Genomic DNA, 22,277 nt, shown 5'->3' with positions numbered 1-22,277 from the left:
TATTGATCGACTTAGCAAGTTCGAATTCACTCGATTTTAGAGACTATCGCTGTCTTTGAAAAAGCAGCAAACACGCTGCTGTTCGTCGAAACGTATGTGACATTGCGTTTGCAAAATGTGTTTAAGTTTTTGTCTAGCGCGTTGAATGCGTGATTTGGTTGCCACTAAAGTGAGTCCATTTTTCTCGGCAAACTGCTGTTGAGTAAGACCTTGTAGGTCGCACTGTTTGATAATTTCGCTTTCAGACTCAGTCAGTTTTGATAGCGCTTTAGGTAGGCATTGCGCAAGGCTATCGACGGCGGGAAGTTCATGCTCTTCCAATATCGGCTCATTATCTCTCAGATCCTGAACTTGTTCTTGATTCGCCTTACGTTGCTTATCAATGAGCATATTCCGTGCTACCCGATATAGCCATGCTCTTTGGTTTTGAATATCGCAAAACGCTTGCTTCTGCTGTAACGCCTTCAAGAAGGTATCTTGTAGTAAATCAAAGCTCAGCTCAGGATCACCTGTTTGCTTAAGCAGCCAGTAGTAAAGCTCGGACTCGGAAAGATGCCATGTCTCAATGAGACATGGCACTGCTGAAGTTTGTTTCGAAATACGGCTCTTAGGCATAATATTTACGCTTCATTCTCAAGGCGACGTTAACCAAAGCGATTAAGACAGGCACTTCTACCAAAGGTCCAATCACACCAGCAAACGCTTGATCAGAGTTTAACCCAAATACAGCGATTGATACGGCAATAGCCAGTTCGAAGTTATTGCCCGTTGAAGTAAACGCGATAGAAGCATTTTGGTCGTAAGGGATCCCCATACGTTTCCCGATGTAGAAGCTCGCAAAAAACATCACCATAAAATAGATGATCAGTGGTACTGCAATACGGAACACATCCATCGGTAACTCGATGATCATTTCACCTTTCAAACTAAACATCAAAACGATGGTTGCCAAAAGTGCAATCAGGGTGATTGGCGAAATACGAGGGATGAAGACTTCGTTATACCACTGTTCACCTTTTGCTGAGACCAATAGCTTACGGCTTAGGAAACCCGCTAAGAAAGGGATGCCTAAATAAATTAAGACGCTTTGTGCAATATCCCAGATAGTGATGTCAACAACGAAACTTTCAAGACCAAAGTAAGGGGGTAACACAGTAATAAACAGCCATGCCATAATACTGTACGTGACAATTTGAAACGCACTATTTAAAGCAACTAAGGTTGCCCCGTACTCTTTGTTTCCGCCGCTGATATCATTCCAAACCAACACCATTGCGATGCATCGAGCAAGGCCAATCAGAATGAGTCCTACCATATAACCAGGTTGATCGCGTAAGAAAATGATGGCTAATGTGAACATAAGAATCGGTCCCACGAGCCAGTTCATCACTAATGAAAGTGTTATCGCGCGTTTGTCACGAGTTACCTCACCTAAAAGGCTATAGTTCACTTTCGCCAACGGTGGGTACATCATTAAGATTAAGCCAATGGCAAGTGGGATATTGGTTGAACCAACAGATAGGCTTTCGTTCCACTGAGCCGCCTGAGGGAAGAATACTCCAATCCCAACGCCAACGGCCATTGCAAGAAAAATCCATACGGTTAGGTATCGGTCAAGAAAACTCATTTTTTCAGATGCGCTGGTTTCGACACAGCTAGATATATTAGTCATACAGACCTCTTTAAGTTGAAACGGTTGAAGAAACAGGGCATAAACTATTCACTCACTTCAATTGAACACGACTTACCCTTCATGGACTGCAGCTCAACGTCAATGAGCGGCCTATTATGATTAAGGGTGATCTCCAGCACTTGCTTGACCCAAGGAACTAGCGCGGGGTTGATACGGTAGTAAACCCATTTACCACGGCGTTCATCAAGAACAAGTTCATGTTTTCTCAACTCGGCAAGATGCCGAGAGACTTTGGGCTGACTGAGATTAAGCGCCTGCATGAGGTCACAGACACACAACTCCCCTTTTTTCTGCATTAACAGCAGAGATTTAAGCCGAGTTTCTTCAGAAAGTGCTTTGTAAAGAAGGATTGGATCAAACATAGCGTTGAGTAGAACCCACAGGTAACACATACGAAATATCATATATATGAAATTACACATATGTCAACTTGTAACTCAAGATCATCTAGACAGATTAAGAAAATTAAACCGATAACGATAAGAAACTAGCGTCTTACTATTGATTACTGTCAGGAGATGGAGCACAAACACTCCACCACTACCCCTGTCAGTCATATGGCTTGCCAAAAATCAATAGAGTGAGTTATGACTATCTTGAGATAGGGCCACTTACCTATGGTCTATCCAACATAAAGAATTAAAAAAGCGAGCATGAAGCTCGCTTTTATCTATTTGATTTTAATAAAAATTACAGCATCTCAACCGACTGCTGGGCAATCACGAATTCTTCGTTGGTCGGGATCACCATGGCTACGGCGTTAAGCAACTCAGATTTCGCGATGATGCCCGCTTTACCAAAACGCGCTGCTTCGTTGCCTTTTTCGTCTTCAACGAAACCAAGCAGTTTTAGGTTGCCGAGAATTTCACGGCGAATCGGCAGTGAGTTTTCACCAATACCACCAGTGAAGATGATTGCATCCAGATGATCTAGCGGGATCAGGTAAGAGCCGATGTATTTGGCAACACGGTAAGTAAACACTTCAAACGCCAGTTTCGCCCCTTCGTGACCGTTTTCCATCGCTTCCAAAATACCGCGAGCATCTGAAGTCAGGCCGGAGACACCCAAGAAACCGGATTTCTTGTTCAGGGTTTCAAAGACTTTCTCTTGGCTCCAGCCTTTTTTCATCAAAAATTCGATGATGCCGGGATCTAAGTCGCCAGAACGTGTACCCATCATCAGACCTGCCAATGGCGTGAAGCCCATAGATGTATCGACCGATTGACCGTTGCTGATCGCACAAACTGAAGCGCCGTTGCCCAAGTGAACCGAGATGAAGCTCGCTTGCTCAATCGGCTTGTTGAGCATTTTGGCCGCTTCACGGCTAACGTAGTAATGGCTGGTGCCGTGGAAACCGTAGCGGCGGATACCGTATTGTTTGTACAGTTCATGAGAGATAGCACCAGTGAATGCCTTTTTCGGCATCGTCTGGTGGAAGGCGGTATCAAACACAGCGAACTGTGGCAAGCTTGGGAAAGCCGCCATCGCCGCTTGGATACCTTTCGCACCGGCCGGGTTGTGGAGCGGAGCAAGATCGGACAAGCTTTCGATTTCTGCCAGTACTTCTTCATCGATACGAACGGTCGAGGTGAATTTCTCACCGCCGTGCACAATACGGTGTCCTACCGCTACTAAGTCTTGAGCGAAGCCCAAGCTTTCCATTAAGCCCACAATGCGGTTGATCGCATGTTGGTGATGATGATCGGCGGCGGTAATCGCCTCTTGCGTTTTCTCACCCTGATATTTCCAACCGATTACAGCTTCAGGCATGCCGAAGCATTCGCCAAGGCCTGAGATCAGCGCTTCCCCCGTTTGGGAATCAATCACTGCAAATTTCAATGATGAGCTACCAGAGTTTATGACCAACACATACGAGTTCGACATCGGGGCTGTATCCTGTTTCAGACGTTAAGGGGAAGCATTTTTGCTTCGTCATTATAGAACTAGCATTATTCAATATTTTTTTAATCTTTCAACTTTGTTTTAGTTTTTTGTGCAATAGAAACGTTTTTTTGTTGATCTTAAGCAAGAAGAGATTTCTTTTTAGCCGAGAAATATTTCAATTTTTCATGAAAGAAAAAAGCGCTCGTCAGTCATAACGAACGCTGATGCAGTAAGGGATGAATGCCGAGAGGCAAGATGATGCAGAGCCACTATGCAATCGGTGTCTTTTGCCATTCCAGTGCAATGGATTCTCGGCGTGAAAACATATCGATATGCGAATCGATCACCGCGCGTTGTGCGGCCACATTTTGCTCGCTGTCCCCCTGACAAACAAACGTCAGCGTTTGGTTTTTCTCACACACGGTTAAGGTGGTCACTCCCACAGGAAACTCGATTTGCCCTTGTGTTTCATCCCAAGTCGCAGGGACTTTGCGGGCAAAATGGCGACATAAGGTGACTAAATATTTGACCACATGCTCAGAGTGCAACGTGGCTTGGGATTGGTACAACGCTTGAAATTGAGACGACATAACAAAATCTCCAGTGCAAAAGCCCGCACAAAGCGGGCTTAAATAGAGTAAGAATGATTAGAATTGGTAAGCGGCGGATAGCTTATAGCTGCGTCCCGGCTCGTAATCATCGGCTACAAAGCTTTTCGCTAAGCCAACACGTGAAGCATGAGACACATAAAGCTCATCAAACACGTTATCCACGCCGAACGTCAGCACTAGGTTCGGGACGGAATATGGCGTCCACTGAGCGTAAAGGTTATGCACGTCATAGCCTTCTTTCTTGGGGGCGCCAGCCACTACGTTGTCTTCATCCAGAACCACTATTGAAGTCCAGCCAAACAGGGTATCAATCGAATCCGCTTGATAACCTAAGCTGAGCGCGATGCTGTCACCCATATCGGCGCTGTTACCAACGGAATTGAGCATTGGGCCACCCTTTGTAACATCATTCGCATCTGAGTGCGCGTAAGAGAGCTTGGCGCTCGCGGCTTGGTAAGCGTAGGTTGTGCTCAGTTCAAAACCTTTGATTTCCATATCCCCAACGTTACTGATCAGGTAACTGTTACTAGTACGAATATGGTCATCAATCTGGGTTTTAAACAGGGTGAAGTTGGCACCCACAAAGTGATCGCCATAAGTTTTATCAAAGCGCACACCACCTTGAGTGTTTAAGCCCGTTTCAGGTTTGATGTTATCCGCTAAGCGAGCTTGATCTTGGTAACGAACAAAGGTTTCCAGCAGCTCTGGGCCTTTGAATAGCGAGCGGGCGTTGGCAAACAGCGTCCAATCACTGGTCACATCCCATTCCGTACCGAGTGACCAAGTCACCTCATCAAAATCTTTCGTGCCTGTCATGGCTTTACGTTTGAAATCATCAAAACGCAGACCGGCGGTCACTGACCAAACATCATTCACATACAGTTTGTTCTCCGCAAACACAGCGGTAGAAACTGCAGATTCTTCCATAAATGGCGTGCTGCCGTAGGTCGCTTTGCTGGTTTGATCGACATAATCCATACCATAGCTTACTTGGTTACGGTGCGCGGCCAGTTCGTAGTCAGATTGGAAGAGCGCATTAATGCCAACATTGCGGTTTGTCGCCGTATTGCGTGAAAGGCGGTTGTCCGGCCAAACACCCGCCATCACACTTTCATCACGATCAATTTCGGTTTGGCTACTGTAGAGGGTGACTTTACCACGGTGCTGTTCTTGCTTGAGCTCATAAGAGCCAGTGATGGTATCGCGATCATAATGGGTCGGGATCAAAAGTTTTTTGGTCAAACCTTCGTTGGCGCTGCCTGCCATATCAGGGCGCGGGCTATAGTCACCTTTGTCACGGTAGACATCATAAGAAACTTGGAATCGATGACCATCAGCCGGTTCAAAGCCGACTTTTGCAAGAACGTTGTAAGTATCCCCTTTGACACCAAAGGTTTCTTTACCAGCGCCATCTTCAAAGTTACCGCGCGAGATACCTTGCCCATAAACCATAGCGTCAACCGTTTCGCTCAATTGACCATAAACGGTCAGTGAGCCTTGTTGGCTATCATTTGATGAATAACCACCGAAGATTCGCGCACCAAATTGTTCACTACCACGCAAAAGATCTTTGGCATTTTTGGTTTCAAAATAGACCGCACCACCAAGACCACTTTGTGTCACCGAATTGTTACCTACTTGCACATCGGCTGATTTCAAAATGTCTGGGTTAAGCGTTAAGTTACCGATATGGTGGAACATATTGGCGTGCTGTGAAGCACCGTCCAAGCGAATATCAAGGTTAGTTTCACCCAATCCGCGAATGTTAATTCGTTGGTTAACCGAGTGCGTTCCGCCTACATCAACCCCGGGAATATCACGCAACAAATCCGACATATGATCGGCTTGTTTGAGTGATAGGTCGTCCGTGCTAAGGGATTCCGAGTTGCTCGATACTTTCGTACCCCAGACCACAACATTTTCTTGCTCCGGTGTCGCTTTCTGCTCAGCAACCGCGTTGGCCGACATCGCGGCAGTGATCGCAAGCCATAACGCAGACTTCTTGCAAATATCCATACTGACTCAATTCCTCAAAAATACAAATGATAACGATTCGCATACATGTTAAATTGAGCTCAACCAATAGAGAAGTTGAATTGATTATGCAAAATCGCACATCAGTTATGGAAAACACGCAGAGTGCTTTGTCTGCCGTAAAACAACCCCCACGGCAAACCGTCACGTTGTCACGTCATGTAATACAGGATCTTGATGAACAGATTATTAACTCTAACCTCAACCAACCTGTTATGGCGCAAGGCAAGTTTATTGAATACACCAGCCCTAGTGGATTTAGTTTGCATGGAGGCTGCTGTCATGAACTAACAGACTGCGATGTCATGACCACCAGCCCTCCCGCTTTGATCATTATTCTGTTGCTTGAAGGTACATTATGCTTTTCCTATGATGACTTGAAACTCAAACTGTGCGCAGATCAACAACCACAAGCTTTGATGGTCAATTTGCAACAACCCTGTATTTTTCATCGTCGTTTCCACCAAGGAATGACAGTACGTAAACTCAACATAGTGCTAACACCAGATACATTACAAAAGTTTGCACAGCAAACGTGTCCACTGCATCATTTTTTACAACAAGATAAAGCGGTTGTACCACTCTCGTTGACCAAGGATAGTTGGCAAGCCGTTGAAGCATTGCTCGCTCACCGTATCACACCAACGGTAAGTGCGCATATTACCCGTGAAGCGACAGTGTGGCGCTTAGTTGAAGAAGCGGTGTTGCAATGCCCTGAACAGGTAACACCTTCGTTTCAGCATCAGGATGGGCAATCTGAGCAATGGATTCATCAGTTATTGCACTACATCGACCAGCACTTGCATGATGAGATTTGTTTAGAAAAACTCGCTGAACAACACGCGATGAGTGTTTCAAACTTACAACGTAAATTTAAAGCTCGTTTTAATATGACTGTCGCACACTATATCCGACATCGCCGATTACAACTGGCACGCCAACAGCTAGAGCGAGGTTTAGTCTCAATAACCGAAGCCGCCTATGAGGCTGGGTATTTGCATCCTTCGAATTTTACCGCAGCGTTTAAAAAAGCCTTTGGTATCTCTCCGCAGGCTTTTCTAGAGCAGCACAGCTCAGACACTATTCCAAAATGACGTGACGTTGCCCGAGTGTGGTAACTCGGTAAATTATCCTCATGAACATAGGATTGAGGTTCCAACATCGTGGCCGTATCTGGTAAGTATTGGGCGCAATCAACTTGGAAGTGTGTATAGACACAGGCGCTGTCCCTGCATCTCGATTACATTAAACGGCGTTTCATAAATTTGACTCAGTACCTCAGATTGAATCACCTCAGAGACTGAGCCTGTCGCTACCACTTCACCTTTTTTCAACGCGATGATTTTATCCGAGTAGCAAGAGGCAAAGTTAATATCATGAATAACCACCACCACCGCTTTATTTAGCTCATGGGCTAAACGGCGCAGCGTAGACATGATTTGCAACGAATGCTTGATATCCAGATTGTTTAACGGCTCGTCGAGGAAGATGTAATCGGTATCTTGTGCCATCACCATGGCGATAAACGCGAGTTGACGCTGACCACCACTCAGCTCATCCAGATACTGATACTGAATGGTTTCGAGATCGAGATACTCAATCGCTTGGTTGATGATCTGCTCATCTTGCGCGGTCAATTTTCCTTGGCTGTAAGGGAAACGGCCAAAAGCGGTCAGCTCTCGCACCGTAAAGCGCATATTCAGCACATTGGACTGACGCAGTACCGCCAGTTTTTGTGCTAATGCCTTGGTATTCCAATCAACCAGCTCACGCTGCTCAATCCACACTTTACCCGCATCACGATTGACCAAACGGCTCGCCATTGAAAGCAGGGTACTTTTCCCTGCCCCATTCGGACCAATAATTGCCGTGACCTGCCCTTTATCAAACTGGGCGCTAGCCTCTTTCACTACGCGCTTAGTACCAAAATGTTTCGTGAGTTTTTCCAGTTTAATCATTGCTAAACCACTTTATTACGAAGTAACAGCGACAAAAAGTAGATGCCGCCGATAAAGTTGATCACCACACTCAAGGTGGTACCGAAATGGAACACCTTTTCGATTATCCATTGACCCGAAAGTAAGGTGCACACCGACATCGCCGACGTTGCCAATAACAAAGTCGAATGGTGATAGGAGCGAAACCACTCACGAGTCAGGTTGGTGACTAAAAGCCCAAAAAACATGATGGGCCCAACCAAAGCGGTAGAAATGGATATCAAAAGAGCACTGATAAGCAGCACATTTCGCGTCACCTTTTTCACATCCACCCCTAAGCTAATCGCATTATCTTTATCAAGCCAGAACACATCCAACACTCGATGATGGCGAAACAAGAATACGCAGGCCAAAAGTAGCAAAGGTGACACAACATACACGAGCTTGGTGTTCACGTTATTAAAGCTGGCAAACATATTCCCTTGCACAGAAGCAAAGTCATTTGGATCCATCAGCATGATAAAAAATGAAGCAATGCTGGAGAACAGTTGTCCAAGGATCACACCAAGCAGTAACAATACGATAAGATTGCGATGCCCGGTGCGAAAGTAAAAGGTAAACAACAAAGTTGAGAAACTGAGCATCGCCGCGACGGACAGCGAGAAATTCCAATATACGTTCATCGCGATACTACTCAGACCGCCGAATAGAACAACGACGAGCACCTGAGTAAACATATATAAAGCATCAAAACCCATAATACTCGGTGTCAGGATCCGGTTATGAGTGATGGTTTGGAATACCAGTGACGATTGCGCAATGGCTATCCCCGCAAATATCATCGCCAACACTTTTGGCACGCGACGCGACAAAAAGTATTGGTAGTTGTTTGCGTTTAATCCGACGCCAATAAATAGAGCGGCAAACAATAAGGAAAGCGCAATCAACAGCAATAATTTGGTCCTATCCTGCATGACGCTGCCCCCGTAAAATCAAGGCAATGAACACTGAACCACCCAAGATACTGATGATCATGGAAATAGGGACTTCATAAGGGAAGATAATCACCCGCCCTACCAAATCACACACCAATACGAATAACGCGCCGAAAATTGCGGTTAATGGGATGTTTTTGCGCAAATTATCGCCGTAATACAGGCTGACTAAATTGGGCACAATCAGCCCAAGGAAAGGTAACTGACCCACAATCATCACTACTGTTGCCGTCATAATAGAGACTAATGCCACACCAATGATCATAACCTGCTGATAATTAAGGCCGAGATTGGTTGCAAAATCTTTACCCATACCCACAGCTGAAATTCGCGCAGCATACAGATAGCTGAATATGGCAACCGGAACGGCTAAATAGAGCAGTTCAAAATCTCCTTTGAGCAAATTGGCAAAATTAGCCACGGCCCAACCAGATAAGTTTTGGATTGCGTCGTATTTGTAAGCAATGAAAGTAGCAAGAGAGTCGATAACGTTGCCAAAAATAATCCCAATCAACGGGACAAAAATGACATTTTTAAACTGAATACGCTGAATAAAAAACACAAACACCAGCGTACCCAACATGGAAACGCCGAAAATCAACCATAAATTTTGACCATGACCAAACAGCACCAAGCTAAGAACATAACCAAGCATGGCACACTCAACCGTACCGGAAGTCGAAGGCGCGGCAAAACGGTTTTGGCTAACCTGTTGCATGATAAGGCCAGCAATACTTAACCCAGCACCAGAGAGAAGAATCGCTAATAATCTTGATACTCGGCTGGTCAGGAGTAGTTGCCAAGCGTTTTCATCACCTTGAATAAGGTCAAACAGTGATAACTGCCCCACCCCAACAAATAACGAAGCCAAACTGGCAATAACTAAAACAAGCAATAACTTTTTCAAAGCTAACCTCAGCTTGTAAGCCAAAGGAGGGTTTCCCCTCCCTAGTTTATTACTGCAAACCTACTGATGCTTTCATATCAGCTACCATTTGCTCTGTGGCCTTGACCCCAGAAATGGCGATATACCATGCATTGACATCAAGATAAGCGATATGACCATTCTTATATGCACTGGTCGCTTTAATCAGATCGTTGTCGAATGCTTGACGAATATCACTTGCCTCTTTGCTAACGACTTTATCACGATCAAGTACTAACAAGGTCTTAGGGTTATGTTGGCGAATATATTCATAAGAGATCAAATCACCGTGGTTACTCTCTTTATTCACTGGTGCAGTCTCAGTAAAACCAAAATCTTTATATACCGCGGAGAAACGAGAAGTCGCACCAAAGGTCGTCAAATTACCACCTGAACTCATGACCAACATCGCATCACTTTTATGTTGTTGGTTGTATTGCATGATGGATTTAAATTGCGCGTCAACTTGCTCAATTTTGGCTTCGACAGCAGGTTCAATGGCAAACACTTTGCCTAGATTACGCCACTGCTGTTGAGTGCTTTCCCAATAGCCTTGGTCAGCTTCAGCAGCAAAAACGATGGTCGGCGCAATTTTTGATAACTCGTCATAACTTTTCGCAGCTCGGGCACCGACAATAATTAAGTCAGGTTTCTGAGTGTAAATACTCTCAAAGTCAGGTTCGAATAATGAACCGGCTGTTGGATATTTGCTGCTTTTATATTTGGCTAAATAGTCCGGCATGCCATCAAATTTTGAAACAGCAACCGGCTCAATACCGAAACTGTCGACAGCGTCCAGAGCACCCACACCAATAACCACTACACGTTGCGGTTTCTGCTCAAGGGTGGTTTTACCCAAGCGATGTTCAATCGTTACTGTCTCAGCTTGTACAGCAAACGCAGCCAATAATCCTAATGCAGCCCAATGAATACGAGATTTCATATGTTCCTTCCGAAGGTGGTTGAGATAAGCAAGTGGAATCATTTTGATACTTATTCTCATTAAGAGAGTGCGTACTATAATCAAAACCAACTTGGCAATGCAACTGTGTGAGGGAAGATATCGTTGAACAATTTAGAAATGCACAAACCCTCGCCAATTCTTATCAATAGCAAGGGTCTACAAGATTCATTTAATGAATTTGATTTATACCCAAACAACTTGGAGTTGCAGGTAGGCGGCAAGTGAGTGAGCCCCCATGAGCATAGAGAGACTATGTGATTGGGGTGAACGAACGTAGCCAACACCGCTGCAGCTTCAAGTAGGAAGGGTATAGCTTAAATAAGGTATGACTGACACTCTGCCCCAAGCACATGCGTAATGGTTTGCGGCTCCACCAATAACCAATTAGGACAAGCATCCAAGGGCTCGGAAGCTAAGATGATTCCATCTTGCCAAGGTTTGCGGTAAACCGTCGGCGGTTGACCATCGGTACTGTAACGAACCAGCCAAAACTGTTGACCATCAGAGAGACAAATAGAGGCTTTAAACGGTAACACGACACTTTTTACGACCATCAAGGCTTCTATTTCCGCAATGGTTTGGCGAATAGCGGCCACTGGATCTCGCTCTAAACCATTTTTGAGCATCAATAGGAAAATCAATTCGCTATCCGTCGTACCGATGCGCCGAATGTATAAATGCTCAGGCAGTGAGCGCTCCAGATCATATTTCACCGCACAATAGTCACCAATTTGGCCGTTATGCAGAAACATCCAGTGGTTATACATGAAGGGATGACAGTTTGAACGCGATACTTGCGTGCCCGTCGATGAACGAACGTGAGCCATAAAGCGATGTGAACGAATATGGTGAGCCAATGAGCGTAAATTCTCATCGCCCCAAGCCGGTAACACTTCGTGGAAGCGCCCCGGCGTACTGCGCTCTGTGTACCAACCTAGACCAAACCCATCCGCGTTGACTCGAGTTACCGCTTTACGCGCTTCCAGACTTTGGTGAACTAACGAATGCTCTGGTTGATAAACCAACTGCTCTAAATAGATGGGGCTCCCTTGATAAGCCAGCCAGCGACACATAACCACGTCCTGTAAAAAAGTATTTCTGATTTCAATAAAGCATGTTTAGTTACAGGGTGCAATACGGGGTGAAAAATATAACTGAATTCTAGCCAACGCTTGCAGTATAAGGCTTCAATCCGCTCTCGATTCGTCTCCCTATCCCCTCTTTGTGACAGTTCAACACCGCTGCGGCGTCAAGTAGGAAGGGGATAGAGTGCACCAAAATCGCTCACACCACGACAGCGTCAAATCGAAACTAAATCAATGAAGCGAGATCAAATTATTTCCCTTTATTTTATCGTCAATCGAGTGATGGGATTTCGCATATATTGATAGCATGTTTAATTTCACTGATTATTTATTGTGCTTTAATTGTTTTATTTACCAGACCTAACTAACAATTACGATATTTTATATCGACATAGATATCATTTATCCATGTCGTTATTGTGCATAGTTAATTGTCTTATTAGTCATTTATTCGATTGATGATTTGTTTACTGAATGTGTTGCAAATGTGATGCCATGCCAAACAATGAATAATTCAGGCTTGCTATGAATTATCGCCAGCCATAAATTGTTACAAATACTTTACATATGGATATGTACTATGCGCACCCTATTTGGATTATGGGTAATCTGCTATTCCACCTTATTATTTGCCAATGCTCAGCCTAATGATGAAAAGCTAATTAATACCTTGATTGAACAAGGAATTATCTGCAAAGGGCTTTCTTATGAGCAGCAACAAAAAGCATTATCCCTCTACTTACAGCAAAGGTTTAATAATAAGAATAACGATATCAAAGCTGATAGCGAATCCTCTTCTTCAGGTGAAAACCCTGAATTAAAGCCACGCTGTATTAATCCAGAGTCGCCATAGCCATCACCCAATCTGGTTAACCGAAGATTGTTATTTTCGGCTGGCCTTTTCACACCTTAAATAAGGAAATATTAAGGAAATAAAATGAAAACGATCAAAAAAACGCTATTAGCTGCCGCCGTAGCCAGTTTTTTCAGCAGTGGATTATACGCTCAAACACCCATTGATTTAGGCGTGGTGAATGAGGATAAATTAATTGAAATGTTAGTCCGCACCGGACAAATTCCTGCCGATGCCTCTGACGTTGATAAACGTATTGCGCTAGAACGTTATCTGGAGGAGAAAATTCGCTCCGGATTCAAAGGTGATGCGCAATTTGGTAAGAAAGCGCTCGAGCAGCGTGCGAAAATTCTTAAAGTGATCGATAAGCAAAAAGGCCCGCACAAGGCGCGTGTTTTTGCTTTAGATGTTGGTCAAAAGCGCACGGACAAAGTGCTCGCGCTATTGATCGATTTCCCCGATCTCCCTTGGGATGATAACCGCCTGACTAAAGAGCATACTGAGATGCTCTACGATCGTTATGAGCCTTCTCATTACCAAGATTTGCTGTTCTCGGACAAAGGCTATACCGGTCCAAACGGCGAAAACTTTATCTCAATGCGTCAGTATTACGAGAGTGAATCTGGCAACAGCTACAGTGTCTCCGGCCAAGCAGCAGGATGGTATCGTGCCTCAAAGAATGCGGCTTATTACGGTGGCAACTCTCCCGGTACCAATAATGATATGAATGCTCGGGAGCTGGTTCGCGAAGCACTGGATCAACTTGCGCGCGATCCAAACATTAACCTTGCCGATTACGATATCGAAGATCGCTATGACTACAACGGTAACGGTAATTTCCGTGAGCCAGATGGCGTGATAGATCACTTGATGATTTTCCATGCCTCTGTGGGTGAAGAAGCGGGTGGCGGTGTGTTGGGCGCGGATGCGATTTGGTCACACCGTTTTAACCTCGGCCGGTACCATGTTCTTGAAGGCACGAAAAGCAACGTTCCTGGACGCTTCAATGGCCAATTCGCTGCCTTTGATTACACCATTCAACCGATTGATGCGGCTGCCGGCGTGTGTGCCCACGAATATGGTCACGATTTAGGTCTGCCCGATGAATATGACACCCAGTACACAGGTACGGGAGAGCCTGTCTCTTATTGGTCAATCATGTCATCTGGCAGCTGGGCGGGCAAAATTGGCGGTACACAGCCCACCGCTTTCAGTTCATGGGCTAAGCAGTTCTTACAAAACTCACTTGGCGGACGCTGGATTAACCATGAGCAGCTTTCGATTAATGAGTTAGAAGCCAAACCGCGCGTGGTTACGCTGTTCCAAACCACAGATAACTCACGCCCGAACATGGTGAAAGTGACTCTGCCGATGAAACGGGTTGAAGGCATTAAACCTGCTGAAGGTGAGTTCTCCTTCTACTCGAACCGTGGCGATAATTTGAAAAATCGCATGAGTCGACAGCTGGACATTCCTGCCGGTACGCGTGCGACTCTTCGTTTTAAAGCGTGGTTCCAGATTGAAAAAGATTATGACTACGCGCGTGTGCTGATTAACGGCAAACCGATTGCCGGTAATATCACGACGATGGATGATCCGTTTAAATCAGGTTTAGTACCTGCCATCTCAGGTCAATCTGATGGCTGGGTAGATGCGCAATTTAATCTTTCTGCTTGGGCGGGCCAAACCGTTGAACTGGCATTTGATTACTTGACCGATGGCGGTCTGGCCATGGAAGGTCTGTATGTCGATGACTTACGCCTTGAGGTGGATGGCAATCAGAGCTTGATCGATAACGCAGAAGGCACATCCAGCTTTGCGTTCCAAGGTTTCACCAAAAACGGGGGCTTCCACGAAGCCAATCACTATTACTTGCTGCAATGGCGCAGCCACAATGACGTTGACCAAGGCTTAGCAAACATAAAACGTTTTGGCCAATTGATGTCATTCGAACCGGGCTTGCTGGTGTGGTATGTGGACGAATCTTACGCGGATAACTGGGTTGGCAAACATCCGGGTGAAGGCTGGCTAGGCGTTGTCGATGCCGACCAAAATGCCTTGGTCTGGTCAAAAACGGGGGAAGTGGCACAAACACGTTTCCAAGTGCGTGATGCAACCTTCTCACTGTTTGATCAAGCGCCGCTCAAACTGGTCACGGCTGATGGCAACACGCTGGAAGATATGAACTTAACCGCGAATGCCTCGTTCTCGGACGATCAAGATTACAGCTCGCCTCAAGCTCCAGATTCTGGCCGCAAAGTGATGCCATTTGGTTTGAAGATCGACCTGCTCTCACAAAGTAAAGAGAATGAGTACGGTGTTGTTCGCTTGTCGAAAGTCACCACGGAAAATATCGCGCCTGTGGCTCGCTTTGAACTGAAAGTCGAAGGGCTCTCTGTGACGTCACAAAACACCAGTAGTGATAGCGATGGCAATATCGTCAGCTATTTGTGGGATTTTGGTAACGATCAAACCAGTAGCGAAGCCGCTCCAACTTGGTCTTATACCAAAGCAGGCAGTTACTCTGTCACTTTAACGGTGACGGATGACAAAGGCGATAGCGATACTCATCAGCAAACCATTAAAGTGGACACACCGAATGCGTTACCACAAGCCAGTGCCAACTATATCCATTTAGGTCGCTGGGTCACCATGTGGTCAACCAGTACCGACAGTGATGGCCGCATTGTCGACACCGAATGGACACTGCCGAATGGTAAAATTAAGCGGGGTCGTATGTTTACTGCGATTTTCCCAAGCTATGGGCACCATGATGTGCAGCTCAAAGTGATGGATGACCGCGGCGCAGTCACCACCACCACCATCAAAGTCAAACTGTAATTCTTCCTTCTCCTTCCATGGATTTGGGCACCTTCGGGTGCCCCTTTTTTAAGGCTCATGCCAATGCAAAAAGCCTTATTCTCCGTTATCTTTCAGCCGCTCTAACGCATCAATACGCCGCCACTGCTCAGGCGCAAAGTGCTGCTCTCGTAACTGCTGAATTTGGGTTTGCTGCTCACTGGCCGAGAGCTCGTTGCGAACTAATATAGCGGCCCGCGCTTGATAATAGTCCTGAAACTGATGTTCAAACGTCGCACGGGAATCATCGATCTCAGCTAAACGCTGCGCCCCTTGCTCGCCCACCAAGGCAACGCGAGCTAAATAGCGTTGCTGCGCATCCCCCTGCCCCGCTTGAGTTAACTGCGGCAATAGCTGCGCTGTCGCTTCACTGCGCTGAATAAAATCGGGCTGGTCGACCAACAGCGCTTGCCAAGCTCGCTGCGCCTCTTCACTTTGCCCATACTGCTCATAAATTCGGCGCTTTTCGATCGCCAATTCGCGCAGCCGATTCTCCTCCGCAAACAGCGCTTGCTGCTCAGCAGAAAAATAACGAGCTTGCAGATCTAACAAGCTTTGGTGCAATTGCCACCACTCTTGGGTCGAGAGCCCCCCGCTGGCTTGCGGCAGTGTCAGCTCAGATAACGCCGCTTTATACTGCACATATTGTGCAAACAGACTGCTATCAATAAGCAAGCCTTGGTTTTCCTGCTCATAACGCTGCACTTGCTGCTGAATCACGGGTAAAGACGTTTCACCCAAGCCTGAGAGAAAATATTCCAAGAGATCGCGCGGACTCGATTGATCTACTTGTATATCCGCCTGCGATGGCGTGGTCACTAAAGGCTGAGAGGGATACCAAGATGGCCAAACAATCGCACAGAGTGCCCCTATGGTCACCACAATTCCCAAACTCCATGCGATTTTTTTCATGGCAAGCTCCTACAATCCAGCTTGTTTGAGACGATTCGCATGCTGGCGATATAACGTCACCGGATCGGTTTCAAACAGGGAGTGGATACCAAGCAGACCGTTGATCTCATCCAAGTGGTTCATACGGTAGTCATCACGGATCACTTTGCCAAGATGAGTACTGCAGGTTGCGACCAAGCCATCATTCGGCTCATTAAAGACAAGCCCAATCAACCCCATCGCCACATCGCTTGGATCAAGAATATTGGTGACGGTCGCAGCGCCACTCCATGAGTAGTAACGCACCCCATTCACTTGGTACGCCCCCTCTCCACACGCTGATGTCGGAACACCTTCAGGATAATACTGATTGAATTTCAGCGATCCTTCGGTGGTGAGCGCCGCGAGCGAAGCAAGGGGATCTTGTGGATGCGCTTTTCCGCCAGAGAGCAGATCAATCAAAGCCGCCAAGCCTTGGGTTAACCCAACCGCTACCTGCTCACTCACGGACCCCGATGGAACCGCACCACGCACTAAGTCGGCAACGGCTGAGCCTTTATGCACTCCGCCAATACTGGTCACTGAGGCAACTAAATCAGGGCGCACTGACGCCACATAGCGAATGGTGGGGCCACCATGACTATGGCCAATCAAGTTCACTTTTTTCGCTCCGGTTACCGCCAGTAGCGATTCCACCTGAGCCAACAACTGCTCACCTCGGCGCTCAGAGCTGTTGGTCGCTGAAACCTGTGCCACATACACTTGAGCGCCATCTCGGGTCAGTGATTGTGGAATGCCGTGAAAGTAATCCATCCCCGCCAAGGTGTCGAAGCCAAATAGACCATGAACTAAGACAATCGGATAACGGGTTTGGGTATAGCCTTGTTGCGATAACGCGTGAGCACTGGTCCCGGCCCAGATTGAGGAAGAAAACAGTGAGAGAGCGATTAATATAATGATTTTATTCAAGGGATATTCCTTCTCGTTCTTGTCTTCAGTCTTGGAATCACACGAAGTGGCGTGAGTCTCATTAACTGAAAACAGGGTCATTACTCGGTAGAAGTCAGACCTCTTACCGTTAATTAAGCTAGAAGAGAAGTGGCGGATTGCCGAATCTCAAAAGGTCAAAATGTGAACAAAACATAAAATTAATAACATTTCATTAACACAAAATGTGTACAGCTCCAACTTTGGTTAAGGCAACATAAAAAAGGCGAAGAGCGATAAAAAAGCGGCCTAGAAAGGCCGCTTAAGTGAGAAATAGAATATCAACGTCATCAGCAAGCGACATGAATGCTTGCTTAGCGTAGTCATTGGTTAAAGTTCAAAACTGCCCACCAGTTTATCCAGTTGCGAAGAGAGACGTTGCAAGCTTGCACTGGCTCGGCTTAACTCATCCGCAACATGCGAGGTTTCTGTCGTCAGTTGGTTGATGTCTTCAACGTTGCGATTAATGTCTTCCACCACGGTTGATTGTTCCTCTGTCGCGGTCGCAACTTGAATATTTTGATCATTAATCTGATCAATTTGGCTGTTGATCTCTGTGAGAGATTGGTTCGCTTTAGCGGAAAACTCAACCACCACATCACTTTGCGAGCGACCTTTTTCCATTGCTTCTACTGCGCGAGTTGACTCCGTTTGAAGGCGATTAATGACTTGCTGGATCTCTTCCGTCGATGCCGCTGAACGACTTGCTAATGTGCGAACTTCATCCGCCACCACCGCAAAACCACGACCTTGTTCACCCGCTCGCGCAGCTTCAATCGCAGCGTTGAGCGCCAATAGGTTCGTTTGCTCAGAAATACTGCGAATGGTATCGAGTGTTGAGCTAATACCGTTAATTTGGGTCGCCAGTGATGAGACAACTTGAGTGGCATTATCGAGTTCATTGACCAGTGTTTGGATCCGATTTTGCACTTCGCCTACCACTTTTTTCCCTTCACCAGAATGCAGCGTCGCTTGCTTCGCGACATCGGCAGCCATGGCCGCATTGGAAGCGATTTCGGATACGGTTGCACCAAGCTCATGAATCGCCGTCGCAACTTGCACTGTTCTATCTCGCTGCGAAGCACAGTTAGATTGCGTCATGTGCGCGCGCTGCGACACACTAGAGGCCATCGTCGCCAGCTCTTTTGAGTTTTCTGCCACTTCTTCAATCGAGTGATGCACTTTATCAATGAAAGCATTGAAGCTTTTACCGATGTCACACAGTTCATCGTTACCATCCAACTCCAATCGAGTACGCAGTGAAAGATTCGCCGCCGCAGAACTCATACGATCTTTCAGGTAAGCCACTCGGCTACGTAAGTTCGTTATGATGACCAGTGAAGTGATGAATGAAATGATCAAGCCTGCTGCAATGATCACCATTTGCTTGGTGCGTCCTGCTTCGAAACTTTCCACACTGGCATGGTTTTGCTGCTCCGCTTGCTGCAAAAGCGTATCGAGGATCTGGTTAGCTTGTTTGCGCATTTCACCATAGGTCGGTGCGTATTTATCGCGGTAAATGTTTTGCGCCGTGGTCATATCGTTATTGGCGAAGGCTTGCAGCATAGGCTCTAACTCTTCACGCACCATTTGTTCAAAACGAGCTTGAAGTTTGCGTGCCTGCTCTTTGAGTTCCGGATTAACCTGAGAATCAACCGCAACTTGCATTGCTTGACGCATTTCTGGGATATCTTCGGTTCTTGCCTCTTCGACTCGTTTGAGAACCCCTTTCGCATCCTTGAGCGCCGTCTCTTGCAGCAACATCATATCAATTCCAACCCGCATCCGAGGAATACGCGACGTCGCCTCTGCCATGGCACGCATTGGTGCAGCTGTGTTGGCATACAAGCTGTTGGACTGCGCTTGCATCACTGACATGGTGTTTAGACTGGTGAAAGCCACAAACAGCAGCGCAATCGCAGGGATCGCCACTGCAATTGCGAGCATCCATTTCAGAGAAAATTTATTGATGATCATGTCTCGTACCTATCGTTCAGAAGTTATCGTGTTTGCCGATATGTCAGGGTGTAGGAACATCGACAAACATCAAAAGCGCGTGGATCGCGCCTTATCTTGTTATTGCGTATGTTTACCCTAATGTGAAAGGGCAGGCTCATCACCCAAAGAAAATCAACCTTTGGAGTAGTATGGCAAAATTATTATGTTTCTGAATTGTTAAGTCGACCAATAAGTAAATAAAAAACATTAAGTGCATTAAATGCCCTGAAATTTCAGGGCATGCTTCCATCTTTAACGTTTATTTTTAGTTCAAATCAAATTGAACCCCTTTCACCAACCAATCGTCAGCCCAAATTTTCAGTTGAGTGATCTTAGCGGCAGCCGGTAAATCGAAACGATCTTCATGAGCATTGGTGACATACGCTTTCGAGCCTACCGTTTGCTGACGTCCATCTTGGTAGGTGAATGTCAGCGCCACCAACTGCTGACCGCCATATTGGAAATCACCAGAGGTTGCCGTGATGGATTTCACTCCGGACAGATCCACCGAACTCAAGCTACCACCATTGCCACCAACCAATAAATCGGAGGCGGACCCTAATGCATCAATCGCAGCACCCGCTCGCACATACAAACGATTATCTTGTCCCACACGCTGCTGATTCATTTTCCCTTGTGTGTAACCCAGAATCGGCGAACTTTCTTGCGCATTAAACACATCGGTATAAGCGGTGATGGTACGTAAACTTATTGCATCGTTGCTGCTCGCATACAAACCAAGCTCACCGGTTTGTTTGTCATGTCCAAGGGACTCGCCGCTGTAGACATTGGTCAATTCATCTGTGCCTTTACGCCACTCCCAACGCTGAGTCAGGTTTTGGTTACAGGTTTGCAACGCGTCTAATGCCGCACCATCAAGACAGAGCTTAGTGTTACTCGCACTCACATAACGACCAAGCTGATCATAGATGAAAGATTGCGCTGATTGCTGGCTATCGCACGTATTGGCCGCCAAGCGACCTTGAGCATCGACTTGAATACAGCGGTTGTTAAAGCTGGCAAGTTGTAGATTGACCGGGCGGCCACCCGTGAATACAGGGTGATCCCAATCGACCGTAAAGCTTGCCGATTTCGTGATTCGACGACGTGGGGTATCTTCAAAGCCATGATAGGACTGATGAGCACCGACCACATAGTAGTGCTTATAAGCACCGTTATAGATTGGGCGGATATTGACCGAAGAGTCGATGATAAAATCCGTACTGCCTGTCTCTGTGGCAGAGGCTTTATAAATCACATCCATTTTCGGCACAAAACTCGCGTAACTCAGTGGGCTAATACGGTTCACGTCTACCGGGTAGGTATTCACCCACAAAGCATCGGTCGAACGATTGAGTAGCGATTCTGCTGTCGCGTATTGTTGACGATTCCACGTAAAGCTAACCGCTTGCGCATTCTTCGCATTACGCTCAATACGATAGTCTTGTGTGTTGTAGGTTAACCAGCGACTCTGGGTATAACTTGCTCTCGCCTCGAGTTTAGCTTTCGGGCCATCTCCACTGACTTCAACCCCACCAGTCACCCCAAGCTCAAAACCTGAAACCTCTTTGCGCTCAAATTTCTCGTTAATGTTATCGACAGGAAAGGTTTTCAGGATCTGCGCTTTATTGTTCGATGCGTTAAACACGAAGCGATAATCTTGGGCAATCGCATCGGTTGACCACTCACGGAAATAGGCATCTAACGTCGTATAACTGGCTCCAAACTGACGATAACCGAGTTGATCATTCAGATGAATGCCGGCTCCCGTGCTGTCATCATCTAGGCTGATACGCACAATTTTGGCATCCGGTGTCGCGGAACCCACAATGCCGTATTGCAATGAACGCTCTAGGTTAACCCGATAAATCAATGAGATATTGGCATCTTTACAGAACGGACGACTGCCCTTTTCGTTTTTCCACAACCAAGAGTTGTTGAAGGTACATTCTTCATCGCTGATTGCACGGTTGACACTGATGTAGAAAGCGACATGCGGTAAGGTATTTGTCTCGCTGTTTGCCGGTGCTGGACTTGCAAAGCCTGAACGACCTAACAAGCGCGCAGTGCGTGGTGCCTCTAACAAAGCCGGATCAATCTCTTCCGTCCGATCAAAAGGTGTAAACAGCAGTTCCCCTTTATGTTCAGTGATGACAATAAATTGATTAGCAAAACCCACCCCATAAGCCTTTCTGAATTGGGCTTGCATCTCTGCTTGACCTTCAGCATCACTGATCTGACTGAAATCAACCAAAACGCGTTTTTGCTGGTTAATCACCAAATCGCGCAGCTCAGCTAAGCTCGGTAATGCGTTGTCTTCTGCTTGCCAATCAGCAGCATTATAATATTTTATTGCATGACTATCAGCGACTTGACTAATAATATCCGCCGCTTCACCACTTGGTTCATTGATATTTGCCAACAGGGTTGGACTGGATATTGCACTTAATATCGTGAATATCGCGATTGCGCAACGATTGAGTTTTGGCATATAAACCTCACTGATTCTGTTATTTTTTGTGTTATTACAAGAGAGATTTCCAAACAAAGTGACTTATACT

At 46.2% G+C, this 22,277-nt stretch carries 18 protein-coding genes; 3 read left to right on the top strand and 15 right to left on the bottom strand.

The annotated features are described in order from the left end of the window. Positions 1-36: 36 nt before the first annotated feature. The 6 genes from R4537_RS01135 to vctA form a co-directional block, all read right to left on the bottom strand. Positions 37-615, bottom strand: coding sequence for a sigma-70 family RNA polymerase sigma factor (locus R4537_RS01135; protein WP_080483370.1), 579 nt, complete (start codon positions 613-615; stop codon positions 37-39). Beyond that, the gene (gene arsB / locus R4537_RS01130) at positions 608-1,672 is read right to left on the bottom strand and encodes an ACR3 family arsenite efflux transporter (protein WP_148494978.1); all 1,065 of its coding nucleotides are present in this window, start codon (positions 1,670-1,672) and stop codon (positions 608-610) included. The genes R4537_RS01135 and arsB overlap by 8 nt, the downstream gene beginning before the upstream one ends. 44 nt (positions 1,673-1,716) lie before the next feature. Further along, positions 1,717-2,085, bottom strand: a complete 369-nt coding sequence (locus R4537_RS01125; protein WP_235859118.1) for a metalloregulator ArsR/SmtB family transcription factor — start codon at positions 2,083-2,085, stop codon at positions 1,717-1,719. Positions 2,086-2,383: 298 nt separating this feature from the next. Further along, positions 2,384-3,577, bottom strand: coding sequence for an acetate/propionate family kinase (locus tag R4537_RS01120; RefSeq protein ID WP_071179039.1), 1,194 nt, complete (start codon positions 3,575-3,577; stop codon positions 2,384-2,386). A gap of 269 nt (positions 3,578-3,846) precedes the next feature. Next, the gene (locus R4537_RS01115) at positions 3,847-4,167 is read right to left on the bottom strand and encodes a DUF2218 domain-containing protein (protein ID WP_071179038.1); all 321 of its coding nucleotides are present in this window, start codon (positions 4,165-4,167) and stop codon (positions 3,847-3,849) included. A gap of 57 nt (positions 4,168-4,224) precedes the next feature. After that, on the bottom strand, positions 4,225-6,204 hold the full coding sequence (vctA, locus tag R4537_RS01110; protein WP_071179037.1) for a TonB-dependent iron chelate receptor VctA: 1,980 nt from the start codon (positions 6,202-6,204) through the stop codon (positions 4,225-4,227). 86 nt (positions 6,205-6,290) lie between these two features. Here vctA and R4537_RS01105 point away from each other — a divergent pair, with 86 nt between their 5' ends. Continuing rightward, the gene (locus R4537_RS01105) at positions 6,291-7,316 is read left to right on the top strand and encodes a helix-turn-helix transcriptional regulator (RefSeq protein ID WP_071179036.1); all 1,026 of its coding nucleotides are present in this window, start codon (positions 6,291-6,293) and stop codon (positions 7,314-7,316) included. Positions 7,317-7,415: 99 nt separating this feature from the next. Here the strand turns inward: R4537_RS01105 and vctC are convergent, their stop codons facing one another. The 5 genes from vctC to R4537_RS01080 all read right to left on the bottom strand — a co-directional run bounded on the left by vctC (position 7,416) and on the right by R4537_RS01080 (position 12,116). Further along, positions 7,416-8,180, bottom strand: a complete 765-nt coding sequence (gene vctC, locus R4537_RS01100; protein WP_000593076.1) for an iron chelate ABC transporter ATP-binding protein VctC — start codon at positions 8,178-8,180, stop codon at positions 7,416-7,418. Between the two features lie 2 nt (positions 8,181-8,182). Beyond that, the gene (vctG, locus tag R4537_RS01095; protein WP_029627747.1) at positions 8,183-9,133 is read right to left on the bottom strand and encodes an iron chelate uptake ABC transporter permease subunit VctG; all 951 of its coding nucleotides are present in this window, start codon (positions 9,131-9,133) and stop codon (positions 8,183-8,185) included. After that, positions 9,123-10,061 carry an iron chelate uptake ABC transporter permease subunit VctD gene (gene vctD / locus R4537_RS01090; protein WP_001923794.1) on the bottom strand — a complete coding sequence of 313 codons (939 nt, stop codon included), beginning with the start codon at positions 10,059-10,061 and terminating at the stop codon, positions 9,123-9,125. The genes vctG and vctD overlap by 11 nt, the downstream gene beginning before the upstream one ends. 49 nt (positions 10,062-10,110) lie before the next feature. After that, positions 10,111-11,022, bottom strand: a complete 912-nt coding sequence (gene vctP / locus R4537_RS01085) for an iron chelate ABC transporter substrate-binding protein VctP (protein WP_000842243.1) — start codon at positions 11,020-11,022, stop codon at positions 10,111-10,113. A gap of 335 nt (positions 11,023-11,357) precedes the next feature. Further along, positions 11,358-12,116, bottom strand: a complete 759-nt coding sequence (locus R4537_RS01080) for a class II glutamine amidotransferase (RefSeq protein ID WP_071179035.1) — start codon at positions 12,114-12,116, stop codon at positions 11,358-11,360. A gap of 592 nt (positions 12,117-12,708) precedes the next feature. On the opposite strand from R4537_RS01080, the gene R4537_RS01075 reads away from it, so the two are divergent. Together R4537_RS01075 and prtV are read left to right on the top strand one after the other, a co-directional pair. Next, positions 12,709-12,981, top strand: a complete 273-nt coding sequence (locus tag R4537_RS01075) for a hypothetical protein (RefSeq protein ID WP_071179034.1) — start codon at positions 12,709-12,711, stop codon at positions 12,979-12,981. A gap of 84 nt (positions 12,982-13,065) precedes the next feature. Beyond that, positions 13,066-15,822 carry a M6 family metalloprotease PrtV gene (prtV, locus tag R4537_RS01070; RefSeq protein ID WP_071179033.1) on the top strand — a complete coding sequence of 919 codons (2,757 nt, stop codon included), beginning with the start codon at positions 13,066-13,068 and terminating at the stop codon, positions 15,820-15,822. A 75-nt stretch (positions 15,823-15,897) separates the two neighbouring features. On the opposite strand, the gene R4537_RS01065 is transcribed toward prtV, so the two are convergent. From R4537_RS01065 to hlyA, 4 genes are all read right to left on the bottom strand, one after another. Next, entirely contained in the window at positions 15,898-16,752 is an 855-nt protein-coding gene (locus R4537_RS01065) for a lipase secretion chaperone (RefSeq protein WP_071179032.1), read from the bottom strand. Between the two features lie 9 nt (positions 16,753-16,761). Then, positions 16,762-17,700: a lipase family alpha/beta hydrolase gene (locus R4537_RS01060; protein ID WP_071179031.1), complete on the bottom strand. Its 939-nt coding sequence runs from the start codon at positions 17,698-17,700 to the stop codon at positions 16,762-16,764. Between the two features lie 348 nt (positions 17,701-18,048). After that, complete coding sequence (locus R4537_RS01055; RefSeq protein WP_000586206.1) at positions 18,049-19,695, bottom strand: methyl-accepting chemotaxis protein; 1,647 nt, start codon at positions 19,693-19,695, stop codon at positions 18,049-18,051. A 286-nt stretch (positions 19,696-19,981) separates the two neighbouring features. After that, positions 19,982-22,207 carry a cytolysin VCC gene (gene hlyA / locus R4537_RS01050; protein ID WP_071179030.1) on the bottom strand — a complete coding sequence of 742 codons (2,226 nt, stop codon included), beginning with the start codon at positions 22,205-22,207 and terminating at the stop codon, positions 19,982-19,984. Between the last annotated feature and the right edge of the window lie 70 nt (positions 22,208-22,277).

The organism is Vibrio paracholerae (assembly GCF_037672085.1).
Classification (GTDB): Bacteria; Pseudomonadota; Gammaproteobacteria; order Enterobacterales; family Vibrionaceae; genus Vibrio; species Vibrio cholerae.
The sequence above is the reverse complement of the archived record's forward strand: the minus strand, read 5'-3'. Positions and strand labels throughout refer to the sequence as shown.

What these genes read in the sequence shown, in the direction of transcription:
- R4537_RS01135 (WP_080483370.1), bottom strand. Translation starts at nt 615, where the DNA reads ATGCCTAAGAGCCGTATTTCGAAACAAACTTCAGCAGTGCCATGTCTC.
- arsB (WP_148494978.1), bottom strand. Translation starts at nt 1,672, where the DNA reads ATGACTAATATATCTAGCTGTGTCGAAACCAGCGCATCTGAAAAAATG.
- R4537_RS01125 (WP_235859118.1), bottom strand. Translation starts at nt 2,085, where the DNA reads ATGTGTTACCTGTGGGTTCTACTCAACGCTATGTTTGATCCAATCCTT.
- R4537_RS01120 (WP_071179039.1), bottom strand. Translation starts at nt 3,577, where the DNA reads ATGTCGAACTCGTATGTGTTGGTCATAAACTCTGGTAGCTCATCATTG.
- R4537_RS01115 (WP_071179038.1), bottom strand. Translation starts at nt 4,167, where the DNA reads ATGTCGTCTCAATTTCAAGCGTTGTACCAATCCCAAGCCACGTTGCAC.
- vctA (WP_071179037.1), bottom strand. Translation starts at nt 6,204, where the DNA reads ATGGATATTTGCAAGAAGTCTGCGTTATGGCTTGCGATCACTGCCGCG.
- R4537_RS01105 (WP_071179036.1), top strand. Translation starts at nt 6,291, where the DNA reads ATGCAAAATCGCACATCAGTTATGGAAAACACGCAGAGTGCTTTGTCT.
- vctC (WP_000593076.1), bottom strand. Translation starts at nt 8,180, where the DNA reads ATGATTAAACTGGAAAAACTCACGAAACATTTTGGTACTAAGCGCGTA.
- vctG (WP_029627747.1), bottom strand. Translation starts at nt 9,133, where the DNA reads ATGCAGGATAGGACCAAATTATTGCTGTTGATTGCGCTTTCCTTATTG.
- vctP (WP_000842243.1), bottom strand. Translation starts at nt 11,022, where the DNA reads ATGAAATCTCGTATTCATTGGGCTGCATTAGGATTATTGGCTGCGTTT.
- R4537_RS01080 (WP_071179035.1), bottom strand. Translation starts at nt 12,116, where the DNA reads ATGTGTCGCTGGCTGGCTTATCAAGGGAGCCCCATCTATTTAGAGCAG.
- R4537_RS01075 (WP_071179034.1), top strand. Translation starts at nt 12,709, where the DNA reads ATGCGCACCCTATTTGGATTATGGGTAATCTGCTATTCCACCTTATTA.
- prtV (WP_071179033.1), top strand. Translation starts at nt 13,066, where the DNA reads ATGAAAACGATCAAAAAAACGCTATTAGCTGCCGCCGTAGCCAGTTTT.
- R4537_RS01065 (WP_071179032.1), bottom strand. Translation starts at nt 16,752, where the DNA reads ATGAAAAAAATCGCATGGAGTTTGGGAATTGTGGTGACCATAGGGGCA.
- R4537_RS01055 (WP_000586206.1), bottom strand. Translation starts at nt 19,695, where the DNA reads ATGATCATCAATAAATTTTCTCTGAAATGGATGCTCGCAATTGCAGTG.
- hlyA (WP_071179030.1), bottom strand. Translation starts at nt 22,207, where the DNA reads ATGCCAAAACTCAATCGTTGCGCAATCGCGATATTCACGATATTAAGT.